The sequence below is a fragment of the Anaerotignum sp. genome, from assembly GCF_040307045.1.
GTDB lineage: Bacteria > Bacillota > Clostridia > Lachnospirales > Anaerotignaceae > Chakrabartyella.
In genome coordinates this window covers 57,365-71,622 of sequence record NZ_JAWRKF010000015.1, presented here as the reverse complement: position 1 = coordinate 71,622, position 14,258 = coordinate 57,365, and the positions used below count along the sequence as shown (strand labels likewise).

Annotated in this window: 17 protein-coding genes; 15 read left to right on the top strand and 2 right to left on the bottom strand. The window is 39.2% G+C overall.

Annotation, left to right across the window (positions count from 1 at the left end; translation table 11 throughout):
• The first annotated feature begins 13 nt into the window (after positions 1-13).
• Both ABVZ64_RS08155 and ABVZ64_RS08150 read left to right on the top strand, forming a co-directional pair.
• Positions 14-958 (top strand): DUF2971 domain-containing protein, encoded by a 945-nt coding sequence (locus ABVZ64_RS08155; RefSeq protein WP_352400519.1) that lies wholly within the window; start codon positions 14-16, stop codon positions 956-958.
• 17 nt (positions 959-975) lie between these two features.
• A complete protein-coding gene (locus ABVZ64_RS08150; protein ID WP_352400518.1) occupies positions 976-1,893 on the top strand; it encodes a ketopantoate reductase family protein in 918 nt (305 codons plus the stop codon).
• Positions 1,894-2,120: 227 nt separating this feature from the next.
• Here the strand turns inward: ABVZ64_RS08150 and ABVZ64_RS08145 are convergent, their stop codons facing one another.
• A complete protein-coding gene (locus ABVZ64_RS08145; protein WP_352400517.1) occupies positions 2,121-2,552 on the bottom strand; it encodes a hypothetical protein in 432 nt (143 codons plus the stop codon).
• On the bottom strand, positions 2,549-2,755 hold the full coding sequence (locus ABVZ64_RS08140) for a helix-turn-helix transcriptional regulator (protein ID WP_352400516.1): 207 nt from the start codon (positions 2,753-2,755) through the stop codon (positions 2,549-2,551). Before ABVZ64_RS08140 ends, ABVZ64_RS08145 begins: the two co-directional genes overlap by 4 nt.
• Positions 2,756-2,948: 193 nt before the next feature.
• Between ABVZ64_RS08140 and ABVZ64_RS08135 the strand changes: the two genes are divergently transcribed.
• The 13 genes from ABVZ64_RS08135 (at position 2,949) to ABVZ64_RS08075 (ending at position 14,223) form a co-directional block, all read left to right on the top strand.
• A complete protein-coding gene (locus ABVZ64_RS08135) occupies positions 2,949-3,557 on the top strand; it encodes a site-2 protease family protein (RefSeq protein WP_352400515.1) in 609 nt (202 codons plus the stop codon).
• Between the two features lie 17 nt (positions 3,558-3,574).
• Positions 3,575-4,336: a segregation and condensation protein A gene (locus ABVZ64_RS08130; RefSeq protein WP_352400514.1), complete on the top strand. Its 762-nt coding sequence runs from the start codon at positions 3,575-3,577 to the stop codon at positions 4,334-4,336.
• Positions 4,333-4,878, top strand: a complete 546-nt coding sequence (gene scpB / locus ABVZ64_RS08125; RefSeq protein WP_352400513.1) for an SMC-Scp complex subunit ScpB — start codon at positions 4,333-4,335, stop codon at positions 4,876-4,878. The genes ABVZ64_RS08130 and scpB overlap by 4 nt, the downstream gene beginning before the upstream one ends.
• On the top strand, positions 4,865-5,014 hold the full coding sequence (locus ABVZ64_RS08120) for a hypothetical protein (protein WP_352400512.1): 150 nt from the start codon (positions 4,865-4,867) through the stop codon (positions 5,012-5,014). Before scpB ends, ABVZ64_RS08120 begins: the two co-directional genes overlap by 14 nt.
• A 109-nt stretch (positions 5,015-5,123) precedes the next feature.
• Positions 5,124-6,272, top strand: a complete 1,149-nt coding sequence (locus ABVZ64_RS08115) for a D-alanyl-D-alanine carboxypeptidase family protein (RefSeq protein ID WP_352400511.1) — start codon at positions 5,124-5,126, stop codon at positions 6,270-6,272.
• A gap of 68 nt (positions 6,273-6,340) precedes the next feature.
• Positions 6,341-7,057: a pseudouridine synthase gene (locus ABVZ64_RS08110; protein WP_352400510.1), complete on the top strand. Its 717-nt coding sequence runs from the start codon at positions 6,341-6,343 to the stop codon at positions 7,055-7,057.
• A 231-nt stretch (positions 7,058-7,288) separates the two neighbouring features.
• Complete coding sequence (locus tag ABVZ64_RS08105) at positions 7,289-7,933, top strand: histidine phosphatase family protein (protein WP_352400509.1); 645 nt, start codon at positions 7,289-7,291, stop codon at positions 7,931-7,933.
• 4 nt (positions 7,934-7,937) lie between these two features.
• Complete coding sequence (locus ABVZ64_RS08100; RefSeq protein WP_352400508.1) at positions 7,938-9,185, top strand: BaiN/RdsA family NAD(P)/FAD-dependent oxidoreductase; 1,248 nt, start codon at positions 7,938-7,940, stop codon at positions 9,183-9,185.
• A gap of 2 nt (positions 9,186-9,187) precedes the next feature.
• On the top strand, positions 9,188-9,865 hold the full coding sequence (cmk, locus tag ABVZ64_RS08095; protein ID WP_352400507.1) for a (d)CMP kinase: 678 nt from the start codon (positions 9,188-9,190) through the stop codon (positions 9,863-9,865).
• A 2-nt stretch (positions 9,866-9,867) separates the two neighbouring features.
• Positions 9,868-10,458, top strand: a complete 591-nt coding sequence (locus ABVZ64_RS08090) for a lysophospholipid acyltransferase family protein (protein WP_352400506.1) — start codon at positions 9,868-9,870, stop codon at positions 10,456-10,458.
• A complete protein-coding gene (locus ABVZ64_RS08085; protein WP_352400505.1) occupies positions 10,455-12,428 on the top strand; it encodes a bifunctional 4-hydroxy-3-methylbut-2-enyl diphosphate reductase/30S ribosomal protein S1 in 1,974 nt (657 codons plus the stop codon). Before ABVZ64_RS08090 ends, ABVZ64_RS08085 begins: the two co-directional genes overlap by 4 nt.
• A 273-nt stretch (positions 12,429-12,701) precedes the next feature.
• Entirely contained in the window at positions 12,702-13,349 is a 648-nt protein-coding gene (gene deoC, locus ABVZ64_RS08080; protein ID WP_352400504.1) for a deoxyribose-phosphate aldolase, read from the top strand.
• Positions 13,350-13,422: 73 nt separating this feature from the next.
• Positions 13,423-14,223 (top strand): transporter substrate-binding domain-containing protein, encoded by an 801-nt coding sequence (locus ABVZ64_RS08075; RefSeq protein WP_502892589.1) that lies wholly within the window; start codon positions 13,423-13,425, stop codon positions 14,221-14,223.
• Positions 14,224-14,258 lie beyond the last annotated feature (35 nt).

Below are 14,258 nucleotides of genomic sequence, written 5' to 3'. Positions count from 1 at the left end.
GGAGGACTTCCTGGTGGGAATCACTAGTAAAACAGGTTTTTTGGATGAATGGATACATGTTCCTCTTTGCAACTTTGGAGAGAAACTATATCACTATACGACGGCAGAAGGTGTTCAGGGGATCGTTGCCAACAAGCAATTCTTAGCAACGAAAAGCGACTTTTTAAATGATAAGATGGAATTTATGTATGCCTTGGAGGTTTTAGACCAATTAATTGAAACCTATATTGTTGATAGGGTGGTAGGAAGGCGGTTATTCCAAATTGTAAAAGGAAAGATGGATGAACTTGCTATTGTTACTCCATCTTGTAGCATTGTTTGTTTACCAGAAAAGGAACAAATGAGTTTTTATGTGGTTTCTTTTTCAAAGCTGGAAAACAGTGCATTGTTATGGGCGGAATTTACAGACTTTAAGGGGTATTGTCTTGGTTTTGATTATGAAAAATTAGTGCAGGGATTCTCCGGTAGGTCTTTTCTACATGGTACAGTGATTTATGATTCCCAGGTACAGATTTCTTGTTTACTAGAAGCCTTACTATCCTGCATTCGCCGAGCCATTCAGGATGGGCTAACGGACTTGGAAACTATTTTTGAAGAGGCACCTGAGGTTAGCGAAGAATCTTTATCAGAAATTGGCAAGGATATGGCCATGGTTTGTTCTGTTTATGCCATGTTTTTTAAGAGTGAGTTTTTTAAGGGTGAGGAGGAATATCGTTTTGTATTCTCACCTTCCATGGACGAAAGAGGAGGACAGCCTAGATTTCGAATTTTAGACCAGGTTTTTTTGCCATACATTATGGTGGAGTTTGATGGCATGGATACACCCATCCCCTTGGAGTCTGTGATGGTAGGCGCAAAAAACAATAGTGACATTGCTGTGAGAGGTGTGAGGTCTTTCTTGAAGGGGCAAGGCTTAGATATCCCTGTTACCCTTTCTGATATACCCCTTAGATACTAAAAACAGGAGGTAACCCGATGAAAATTGCAATTTTAGGTTTAGGTGGTGTTGGTGCAACCGTTGCCGGAGGATTACGAAAATATGAGAAGGACCTGATTTTTATTGCACGTGGGAAGACGAAGGAAGCTTTGCAGGAAAAAGGCCTTTATCTTGAATCAGAAATGTTGGGAAATGAAGTGATTCGGCCAGGGCTGGTGTCTGAAAGTGTAGAAGAAATTGGCGTGGTTGACATTTTGATTCTTTGCAGTAAAAGCTATGGGTTAGAGGGTGCTTGCAAAAAATATGCAAAAATTGTTGGAGAAAATACTTTAGTTGTTCCCCTACAAAACGGCGTTTCTGCATCAAAATACGTTTCAAAGTGGTTGGATGGCAGGGGTGTCGTTAGTGATAGTTATATTTATTGTTTTTCTAATATAATAGAGGCAGGACATATCACCAATATGGGGAATCTTTTACGCATCGGTGTGGGTTTTTCTGATGGAAAAGATAACGAGAAAGCAAGAAAACTAGTTGATATGCTAAATGAGTGCGGTTTACCCTCTACTTATGGGCAAGATATAATGAAGGCGCTTTGGGAAAAATATGCCATGATGTGTGGCAATAGCTGTGCATTCATTTATTTTGATTCCCCTGCCGGTAATATCCAGGAGGATAGCCGTAAAATGGAGTTTTTACGGGGTATATATGAGGACATCAATCGTTTGGCCAAGGCAACAGGTGTAACAGGACTGGATACTATGCCTAAAAGGTATGTAGATGAGTTTATGAAACTTCCCTCCCAAACCATATCTTCTTTATACAGAGATATTATTGCTGGAAAAGAAGAAACAGAATTCGAATGGTTGGTGGGTAGCAGTTGTCGCTTAGCCACAGAACTTGGCGTTGAGATTCCTTTTATGCAGAAGGTTTATGAAAAAAAGAGCAAAGAGAAATAAACGGGATACATAAAATGGTATTTTACTTGGGATAAGAAAGAACATAAACAAATATGTGTGATATCATGATTAGTAATGAATAAAAAAGATGCCTTGGCTGCGGAATTTGTACCCAGTTTTTGTTTACAAATAAGCTTTTAGGGCAGTGCAGGCAAGTATGTTTCATAAAAAATTTAAAAGGAAATTGCAAGGACATTGAGTTTTGCAATTTCCCTTTTGAAATGTGCTTAATACATTTTTTCAACAAGGTGGCGGATAAACAGAATTAGGATTAAATCCCCACAAAGCAGGAAGAGAAGAGTATAGAAAATAGTTTCGGAGAAGAAGCCGGAAATCAGCATGGAGATATATAGAATACCAATGGAAACATAGGTGAAAATGGTATAGCTTACCCTTATAATCAGTATATTTCGCTCATCTGTTTCTAGGAGTTCCATTTTCCGCATTTTGTTAGGGTCTTTTATCAGCTTTTTGTTTCGAAAGAACAAGGCTAAGGAAGCAAAGAACAGCCCAGCCAGAGCACCAGAGTACATAGGCATTAGGTAAGCAAAGCTTTTGTTAAAAAGTACAATAGCAAAAAGACCAATGGCAACAATCATACATCCGATGTTTGTATAAAGTCTGTAGTTCAAGCGTTGTTCAAAGGTAACGGTTTTCATAGGGCATCCTCCTCGTCAAATAGAAACACATCTTCAATGGTCAAATTAAAATGGTGGGCGATTTTATAAGCTAGAATCAATGAGGCAGTATATTTGCCAACCTCAAGGGAGGTAATGGTTTGGCGAGTAACACCCACTGCTTTCGCCAGTTCCTCTTGGGATAGTTTATGCTGTCGTCGTAATTCAGAAATTTTTGTTTTCATGTTACCCTTCCTTTCTGCAAAGCTTGCTTTGCATTAGTATAGTTCGCTTTGCATTATTTGTCATGGGCGCTTTGCAAAATAATATAGGGAGATAATAATAACAAGAGAAGGGCTTGTGAAATTGACTGCTTTTTGAATTTCTGTTATCATTATAAATTAAGAAAGAATTTTCTTTGGAAAGGAATTTGATAATATGAATTATTTTTTGATTTTTTTGGCTAGCATACCTGGAATTATTGTTGCAACTACGATGCATGAATTTACAAGGGCTGCAGTTTCTTCAGCATTGGGTGATACTTTACCAAAGAGTAAAGGTCGTTTAACATTAAACCCAGTAAAGCACTTTGAACCCATTGGATTTTTACTGCTGTTTTATAGCGGTGGATTTGGCTGGGGGAAACCTGTTGAAACCAGTGGGCTATACTATAAAAATAGAAAAAGAGATACACTGTTGGTAGCAATTTTACCCTCTTTGGTAAACTTATTTTTGGGTATGATATTCTTAGCTTTATACACCAATGTATCTGTTGGTAACACATATGTATCTATGATTTTAAACTATTTATGTTACTATAATGTTGGCTTAGCGGTTTATAATATTTTGCCTGTTTCCCCCATGGACTGCGTGAAGGTACTTTCTGTATCATTACCTGCGAATAAGTATTTTCAGTATTTGCAATACGAAAAAATGGTGCAGATGTTCTTCTTATTCCTGTTATTCTTCGGCTTCTTTAGCGGTATTTTCGGTGGCATTACGAACTTCTTAATCAACTTCTTGGGTAATATTTTCTTTATCATTTAAGCAGAGGGTGTTTTGATTTGGACAGAATAACAATTCGACTAGATGCTTTTGAAGGGCCGTTGGATCTTCTCTATCATTTGATTGAGAAGAATGAAATTGATATTTACGATATCCCTATTGCCCGTTTGGCAGATCAATATTTGGAGTACTTGGATGCTGCAGAAGATAGAGATATGGACGGTATGAGTGAGTTTTTGGTATTGGCAGCTACCCTGCTGGAAATCAAAAGTAAGCTCCTTTTACCAAAACCTAAAAATGAGGAAACGGAGGGTCCTGACCCAAGAGAAGAACTGGTGCAGAGATTATTAGAATACAGAAAGATAAAGGAAGTTACAGAGGAATGGAGACAGCGGGAAGAGGAGGCCTCCCTCGTATTTTACAAAGAGGCAGATCAGGCTGTGAAACAGTTGAAAGGGAAAGAACCCCAAGCATTGGAGGACTTTTTGCAAGGGGTTACCATGGAAGATTTATATTTAGCCTTTCAACAGGTTATGAATCGAAAGGATACAAAAGTTGACCGTGTTCGTAGCTCATTCAAAGCTGTCCCCAGAGACTTATTTACTGTTCAAGAAAAGATGGAGTATATAAGGGACATACTAATTTTGTGCCCTAAGGCTACATTCTTTTCTATTTTTCGGGAGAATGCCCGTAAAATGGAAAAGGTAGTAACTTTTTTGGCTTTGTTGGAATTGATTAAGCGAAAAGAGGTTCAAATTGCCCAATCAATGACTTTTGGTGAAATAACAATATCTAGATATGATGGAAAGGATAGTGTATGAGATTATCTGAGTTAGAGGCGGTGGTGGAGTCCTTGCTTTTTATTTCTGGGGAGGCGGTGCCTTTAGGAGCAATTGCCCAAACCATTGAGATGGACAAGGCTACCGCAAAAGCAATCATTCATACCTTAGCTGATAAATACGAAAATGAAAAGCGGGGAGTTCGTATTGTAGAATTCGAAGGATCCTACCAGATGTGTACAGCCTCGGAATGTTTTGAATACATACGGAATATGTATAAAAGCCCCAATCGTCAGGGCTTAACGCAATCGTTACTAGAAACCTTAGCGATTATAGCTTATAAACAACCGATCACCCGTGCACAAATTGAGGAAATTCGTGGCGTTAGTGCGGAGCACGCAGTCAGCAAATTAGTGGAAAAAAAACTGGTTTGTGAGGTGGGGCGCATGGACAGCCCGGGTAAACCAATCATGTTTGGTACAACAAATGAGTTTTTAAGATACTTTGGTTTTAAAAGTGTTTTGGAATTACCCGCTTTGGATGAAGCGCCTCAAGCAGAGGAGGGCGCCTGTGCCGAACCATAAATTTATTCGGGAATTTGAGTTAGCATACAAATACCCACACGGTATCCACAGAGTTGCAGAAGGTTGTGCACAAAAATGGGTGAGTAATGTGGATAACTTTAAAAGTACCAACATAACAATGTGGATAAAAGTGTAGTTACGTATAGTTACGGTGGCTTGAAATAATTTAAGCCATAAGTATCAAAACTTTTTTTGTATGAAAAGGGAAAAAAGAGAATAGACATAGCAGGAGAGGGGTGATGCACATGAGGCGTGTGGGGATCTTATTTCTCCTGCTTTTTTTATGCAGCTCACTGGTTTATGGAGGGGAGCCATCCATAGGCGCACAGGGAGCCGCACTGGTAGATGGTAATACAGGTCGATTGCTTTGGGGAAAAAACTCGGAGGAGCCATTGGCCATGGCAAGCACAACAAAAATCATGACAGCGATTTTGGTTTTTGAAAAGGCCAACTTAGATGACGTTGTTACAATTAGTAAAAATGCAGCTAGACAGCCAGAGGTACATATGGATTTAAAAGCCGGTGAGCAATGGAGGGTTGATGATTTGCTTTCGGTTATGATGCTGCGCTCATACAATGACACTGCCGTTGCTTTGGCAGAGCACATATCTGGAAGTGTGGAAGCGTTTTGCCAGTTGATGACAGAAAAAGCGGCAGAAATTGGAGCAAAGGATACGGTATTTGGTTCTCCAAATGGTTTAGATAGCCAAATTCCTTTTGAAAAACATCATTCAACGGCCGAAGACATGGCTTTAATTGCTACGTATGCGTTAAAGAATGAAGCGTTTTGCAAGGTTATTTCCCAACCCGAAGTAACGATTTATGAGGCAACGGGCGAAAGACAATATCATGCCACAAATGCGGATCGCTTTTTGCGTGAGTATCAGGGAGCTATGGGGGTAAAAACAGGTTACACAAATAAGGCAGGTCACTGTTTTGTTGGTGCAGCAGAAAGAGATGGGATACGTTTGGTTACTGCTGTTCTAGGCAGTGGCTGGGGAAACACGGGTAAGGAAAAGAAGTGGACAGATACAAAGGAATTGATGAACTATGGTTTTGCCACGTTTTTTCCTTATGAAGTGGTAAAAGCAGGGCAAAGCTGCGGTCAAATTCCTGTGCTGCACTCTCAAATTGGTGAAGTAGGCACAGTCTTAAAAGAAGGGTATAAAGGACTATTTTCCAAGGAAGAGCAGGGGAATATAAAAATACAAATTACGTTACCCGAAAGTATAGAAGCACCAATTCAGGCCGGTCAACAACTTGGAAATGCTCAGCTTATTTTGGGAGATGAATTGTTGAGAGAAATACCAATTCTGGCGGACCGCTCAGCTCCAGCGTACACTTTGGTCGATTGGTATTTATTTTTATTCAAAAATTGGACCACTTGGTTTTAGAGTTTTTTTGACTTTCCTTTTATGGTAGGGTATACTGATTCCAATGAGCAAAGAGACGGAGGAACAGTATGGAAGAAAGACTACAGAAATTTCTTGCGGAAGCAGGTGTGGCATCCCGCCGAAAGGCAGAGGAGCTTATTGTTGCAGGAAAGATAAAGGTGAATGGCAAGGTAGTTACAGAATTAGGAACAAAGATTGACCCCAAGAAGGATGAGGTCTTTTATCTAGATAAAAAAATTAGCAACAAAGAAGTAGAGATGGTATATATTATGCTTCACAAGCCAGAAGGCTATGTTACCACTGCAAAAGAGCAGTTTGGTCGTCCTGGTGTAATGGATTTGGTTAAGGATATTGATGCAAGAATTTTTCCTGTGGGTCGATTGGATTACGATACTTCAGGGCTGCTACTATTGACTAATGATGGGGATTTAACTTATAAGTTGACCCATCCAAAGCATGATGTGGATAAGACTTATGTTGCAAAGGTTTATGGAACACCTGATGATATGGACCTTCAAAAATTCCGCAGAGGTGTTGTTATTGATGGTAGAAAAACAAAACCTGCAAAAATTCAGATTTTGGAAAAAGGCGATCGCCAGTCAACGGTGGAAATTGTAATTCATGAGGGTAGAAATCGACAGGTGCGTAAAATGTGTGAAGCAATCAAGCATCCCGTTGCCCAGTTAAAAAGAGTTGCCACAGGAGAACTTAAGATGGGGGATTTACCAAAGGGGAAATTCCGTCACCTTACTGCAAAAGAGGTGAAATATTTAAAAGGTTTATGAGAAATGATTTATGCTTGAATTTCTAGAGGTAAAATAACTTGGAAATTTATTTGATATTTGAAAGCTCCAAGACATATTGCTGTAATTTTTGGACCTTTTTGAATACCTTACATGAGGATTCTAAGGTTTCTTTGCAGACGGATATGCCTTTTGGGGCTTTTTTCTTGAAAGCAAAGGGATAATAACGTATAATATATTGTTAAGATTTCGCAAAAAAAGGAATGATAAAAGATGGAACAGGAAAAAACTAGATTATACTTAATTCGTCATGGTGAGACGGAGTGGAATAGAGGCGGGCGCTATCAAGGATGGACAGACATTGAACTTTCTGAACAGGGTCAGTGGCAGGCAAAGCTTTTGGCAAAACGTTTTGAGTATATGCCGTTGGATGCCATTTATGTTTCACCACTAAAACGTGCTATTGCTACTGCAGAGCCAATTGCAAAGCTAAAAGGCCTTCCCTTAATTGTGGACGAGCATTTTAAAGAAATTAACTTTGGGGAGTGGGAAGGGCATACAGTGGCAGAGCTTACGGAGAAATACGGAAAGCCCTACACCGATTTTTTTGATAATCCTTTCCATCACACTATGCCTGGAGAGGGATCTTTTCATAAAGTAGCTGAGCGTTCCATTGCTGGCTTTCAAGAGATCATGAAAAAGCATAGAGGGCAGCGGGTTGCAATTGTGTCACATGGTGGTTTGTTACGTGTGTTTATGATTCAGTTGTTGGGTTTGGATTTAAATATGTATCGTAGAATGTGGTTGACAAATACTTCAATCTCTATGGTGGATATTTCTTCAGACGATAAGAAGTTTTTGATGACTTTGAATGATAAAGCTCATTTGGAAATGGCAGAATTATTGAAAAACAGGTGAATATATGGGAAAAATTATCGTAGTGGGTGGCGGTGCCGCCGGAATGATGGCCGCAGGTAGAGCGGGAAGTCGTGGACATGAAGTACACTTATTTGAAAAAAACAATCGACTAGGAAAAAAGATTTTAATCACAGGAAAAGGTCGTTGTAATATTACGAATGATTGCGATGTGGAAACCTTGTTAGAAAATATCCCGGGAAATCCTTATTTTATGTACAGTGCATTTTACCATTTGGATAGTCCCCAAACGCAGGAACTTTTTCATCGATTAGGGCTTCAAACAAAAGTAGAAAGAGGAAGAAGAGTTTTTCCTGTTTCAGATAAATCTTTAGATGTTGTGTTTGCCTTGGAGCAATATTTAAAAGAAAATAAAGTAAAGCAACATCTGGACAGCCCTGTGGATGAGATTTTGATTTCTGATGGAAAGGCGGTTGGGGTGAGATTAAAAAAAGGAACTGTTATAGAAGCCGATGCTGTCATTGTGACAACGGGAGGGTTATCCTATCCTGCTACGGGTTCAACAGGGGATGGATATCGCTTTGCAAAAAAAGCAGGCCATGAAGTGACGAAGTTGTATCCTTCATTGGTTCCGTTAAAAACAGCAGAACAATGGTGCAAAAGCTTAATGGGTCTTAGCCTTAGGAACATCTCTATTCAGGTGAAAAATAAAAAAGGCAAAACGGTCTTTGAAGAATTTGGTGAAATGTTGTTTACCCATTATGGTGTTTCGGGTCCCGTTATTCTGAGTGCTAGCCGACATTTGATTTTTTCTATGGATGAAGGATATATGCTTTATATTGATTTGAAGCCGGCTATGGATGAAAAGAAACTAGATATGCGTTTGCTAAGAGACTTTGAAAAGTATGCAAATCGTGATTTTATTAATGCACTGGATGATTTGTTGCCAAAAAAACTGATACCTGTCATTGTGTCTCTTTCGGGCATTCAAGAAGATAAAAAGGTAAACAGCGTTACAAAAGAAGAAAGAAAACGTCTATTGACTTTATTAAAGTCACTTCCACTAACGATCACGGGGACAGCCGGATATAACGAAGCGGTGATTACCTGTGGTGGGATTTGTGTAGATCAAATTGATCCTTCCAACATGGAAAGCAAACTGGTGAAAAACTTACACTTTGCTGGAGAGGTGTTGGATGTGGATGCCTACACAGGGGGATATAATCTGCAGATTGCTTTTTCCAGTGGTTTTACTGCTGGTGAAGGTGCTTTAGCAGAACGACAGGAGGGATAAACATGAAAAAGTTTGCTATTGCGGTTGATGGACCGGCGGGTTCCGGCAAGAGTTCCGTTGCCAAGGCAGTTGCAAAAGAATTGGAAATCATTTATGTTGATACAGGTGCAATGTACCGCGGTGTTGCCTATTTTTGTATACAAAAAGGAATTGACCCTTCAGATGAAGTTAGTGTGTTGGCTTTGCTGGAAGAAATAAATTTAGAGATACAACCTCAAAAAGGTGGACAAAGAATTCTGTTGGATGGCGAAGATATTACCAGCAAGATACGAACCCAGGAAATTGGTCAAGGTGCCTCTGATGTGGGAAAGATCCAATCTGTACGGCAGAAACTGGGTGATATGCAAAGGGACATGGCAAAAAGAAGTTCTGTGATTATGGATGGTAGAGATATTGGTACTTTTGTGCTTCCTCAGGCAGAGGTGAAAATCTATATGGATGCAGGTGTTGATGAGAGGGCTAGGCGTCGTATGGAGGAGTTGGAGGCGAAGGGTGAAAAGCCGAATTTTGAAACCATACGCCAAGAAATTATTCAGCGTGACGAAAATGATATGAATCGTGTGCATAGTCCATTATGCAAGGCTGAGGATGCAGTTTATTTAGATACCACATTTATGAGTATTGAAGAGGTTGTAAACAAAATTTTAGAGATATGCAAAGATAAAATAAGTGAGGTGTGATTATGTCCTTATATCCTTTTGTTAAGGCTATTGTAAAGATATATTATAAAATTATGTTTAAAGTAACTGTTGTGGGAAAAGAAAATGTACCTAACTTTGGAAATGGTGTTTTGTGTTGTAATCACATCAGTAATTTTGATCCCCTAACTATGGCTGTGTACCTAAATAGGCTACCAAGATTTATTGCGAAAAAGGAATTGTTTCAAAATAAGATTTTAGGTGCTTTGCTGAAAAATTTGCAGGCCTTTCCTGTTGATCGCCAGGCAACTATGGATATGAAAGCCTTTAAAACGGCGGTTAATGTGCTTAAGGGTGGAGAGTTATTGGGGATTTTTGCAGAGGGGACCCGTGTGAAAGAAGGGGAGGAAAAAGCGGCTAAAGCTGGTGTTGCGATGTTTGCTTTAAAGGGTGATGCGCCAGTTATTCCGGTGGCAATTTCGGGGAAATACAAATTCCGTAAAGAAGTTAGAATTGAATTTGGTGAGCCAATTACCCTTGAAGAATACCGTGTAGAAAGAATAAATACAGCATTGATGGAAGAAATTACAGAAAAAATAATGGAAAAAGTCCAAGGAATGAAGGTTGATTTATGAGCAAGGTAGAATTGGCCCAATCGGCAGGGTTTTGTTTTGGTGTAAAACGGGCCATAGAGATGGCATATAAACAAATTGAAAATAATGAAAAAACTTATTCCTATGGTCCTTTGATTCACAACAAAGCGGTAACAGGAGACTTGGAGGATAAGGGCCTTAAAATTATTGAGAGTCTGGACGAGATAAATAAGGGTACTGTTTTAATTCGTTCTCATGGAGTTGGCAAATTTCTTTATGATGAATTGGAAAAACAGGGTATAAAAGTGATTGACGGCACCTGTCCCTTTGTAAAAAAAATCCATAATATTGTTAAGGAGCATCATGCTTTAAATGAGGGCGTAATTATTGCAGGAAATAAGGAGCACCCAGAAGTAATTGGGATCAATGGATGGTGTGATAACAAGGCCAAAATCATTGAGACAACGGAAGAAGCTATTGCATTAGACTTGACAGATGGGGGAAAATATATTCTTGTGGTGCAAACCACCTTTCGTCAAAGTCGTTTTGAAGAGATTATAAATGCATTGATGAAAGAAAACATCCGCTTGGAAATATTTAATACAATCTGTTCTGCAACGGAAAAAAGACAAGCTGAAGCTGTCACTTTATCCCAAAAAGTCGACAAAATGATAGTCATTGGCGACAAAAAAAGCTCTAATACCCAAAAGCTAGTGGAGATTTGTAGAAAAAATTGCGATAATACCGTTCACATTGAAACAATTTGCGATTTGGTGTTGAATATTTTTTCAAAGAATGATAAAATAGGAATAACTGCGGGTGCGTCTACACCACCTGCAATAATTAAGGAGGTAGTTGTTACTATGAGCGAAGCATTTGACAATGCAGTACAAAATTTAGGAGGAAGTGAGGAAATTTCATTCGAACAAATGTTAGAAGAATCTCTCGTTACCCTGCACACAGGCGATGTTGTAAAAGGCACTGTAATTCAGATTGTAAATGAAGAGGTTTCTGTGAATCTCGGCTATAAATCCGATGGTGTTATTCCCAGAGGTGAATTTAGCAGTGATCCAACAGTAATTCCTAGTAAAGTAGTTCAGCCCGGAGATGAGATCGAAGTATTCGTAGTTCGTGTGAACGACGGCGACGGCAATGTTCTTTTGTCCAAAAAGCGTATTGAAGCGCAGAAGGGTATGGAAGACATTGAAGTGGCATTTAACGAAAAAGCTGTTGTTACAGGTATTGTAACAGAAGTTGTTAAAGGCGGCTTGATTGCAGTTGTTAACGGCGTAAGAGTATTTATTCCCTCTTCTCAGGTTTCAAATAGATTTATTGAAGACTTGAGCGTTTTCAAAGGCCAGGAATTGGATTTCAACATCATTGAAATGGACAGAGTAAAGCGTCGTATCATTGGTGGTAGAAAAGCTTTAGTAGAACAGGAAATCAATGCAAAGAGAACAGCTTTGTTTGCATCTATCGAAGCTGGTGCTAAAGCTACTGGTACAGTAAGCAGATTAACAGACTTTGGCGCATTCATTGATTTGGGTGGGGTTGATGGCTTGATCCATATTTCCGAAATGAGCTGGGGAAGAATCTCCAACCCTAAGGAAGTTTTAAAAGAAGGCCAGACAGTTGAAGTTTTTGTTTTGGACGTTGACAAAGAAAAAGGCAAAATCAGCCTTTCTTTAAAAGACAGCAATATGAATCCTTGGAAGCTTGCAGTTGAAAAATACGCTGTTGGCACAGTTGTAGAAGGCAAGGTTGTTCGTATGGTACCTTTTGGTGCCTTTGTTGAACTGGAACCTGGTGTTGATGGTCTGGTACATATCTCCCAGATCGCAAACAAGCACGTAGTTAAGCCTGAAGATGAACTTAAGGTTGGCGAAATAATCAATGTTAAAGTTTTGGAAGTTAACTCCGAGCAGAAAAAAATCAGCCTTTCCAAAAGACAGGCAGAAGCTCCTGTTGAAGAAGAAACAGTTTCTGAAGAAGCTGTTGTAACAGAAGCTTAATTAAGAGTAAAATATTACAAAAAAGCGTTGCTAAAAAGCAACGCTTTTTTCTGTATATGTGTACGGTAAAAGAACAAAATAAGAAAGGAAATGGAATGAAAAGCTTCATTTTATTTCCACAGGAGATAAAAATTCACATAATTTATGTGAGAATTTAATAAAAAACACTGACTTATAGAAAAAAATTAGGCGAACCGATTGAAAAAACGACATTGTTGTCATGTTCTATTTATGATATAATTTTCTAATGTGTGAATACAAGGAGGATGAAATATGGAAAAGCAGTTGATTCTTAGCCACATCGATCATACTTTACTGAAACAAGATGCTACATGGGATCAGGTTCGGGAAATATGCAAAGAAGGAATGGAACAAAAAACTGCATCGGTTTGTATTCCACCCACCTTTGTTTCCCAGGCTGCGTCCTTTGTGGGAGGACAGGTGGCAATTTGTACAGTCATTGGGTTTCCAAATGGATACCAAACAACAGCGGCCAAAGTTTTTGAAACCAGAAATGCCGTGGGAAACGGAGCAGATGAAATTGACATGGTTATCAATTTGGGATGGTTAAAAGAAGGGCTTTATGATAATATTTTCCAGGAGATTAATGCTGTTAAAGAGGCTTGTGAAAATAAAATTTTAAAAGTAATTGTTGAGACTTGTTTGCTAACGGATGAAGAAAAAATTAAAATGTGTGAAGTTGTTAGCCGCTCCAAGGCGGAATACATCAAAACAAGTACTGGTTTTGGCGGTGGTGGTGCAACATTGGCGGATATCCAGCTGTTTCAAAAATATGTTTTCAATGAAACAAAAATCAAGGCGGCGGGCGGAATAAAGAGTATTCAAGATGCTAGAGAATTTCTTGCAGCTGGCGCAGACAGACTAGGCAGTAGCTCTTTATTGGGCATGTTGTGTAAATAATTTTGACTTATGGAATATGGCAGTAGCTGTATTAGCATAAAAAACTTGAAAAGAAAAAAGGGAGGAAATAGAAATGAGTTTATTTAAAAAAGTAAGTGTAACGGCTATGGCTTTTGCTATGGTAATGGGTTTGGCTGCTTGTGGTGGTAGTGATAGCAGCAGCGCAGATGCAACGGAGGGCACAGATACACCTGCTGATGCTAAGAAATATATCATTGCAACAGATACAACATTTGCACCTTTTGAATTCCAGAATGAGTCCGGTCAGTTCATTGGTATTGACTTAGATTTGTTGGCTGCAATTGCTGAGGACCAGGGTTTTACATATGAACTAAACCCCTTGGGCTTTAATGCTGCAGTACAGGCGTTGGAAGCAGGTCAGGCTGATGGCGTTATCGCTGGTATGAGCATCACAGGAGAAAGACAGCAGAAATTTAATTTCTCCGAGCCTTACTTTGATAGCGGTGTAGTTATGGGTGTAGCTGCAGCCAATGATGAAGTTAAAACCTACGAAGATTTAGCAGGTAAGACAGTTGCAATCAAAATTGGTACAGAAGGAGCAGCTTTTGCCGAATCCATCAAAGATGAGTATGGTTTTAGTACTGTAACTTTTGATGATTCCAGTGCAATGTATATGGACGTAATGGTTGGTAACAGTGCAGCTTGCTTTGAAGACTATCCTGTAATGGGTTATGCAATTACCCAGGGAGTTGAACTGAAAATGGTAACAGATATGGAACAGGGCAGCTCTTATGGCTTTGCGGTTGCAAAAGGAAAAAATGCAGAACTTTTGGAAATGTTCAACAAAGGTCTTGTAAATGTGAAAGAAAACGGAAAATATCAGGAAATCATGGATACTTATATCCAAAAGTAATTTCTGATAAATAAAGCAATAGGGAGCAGTGCCTT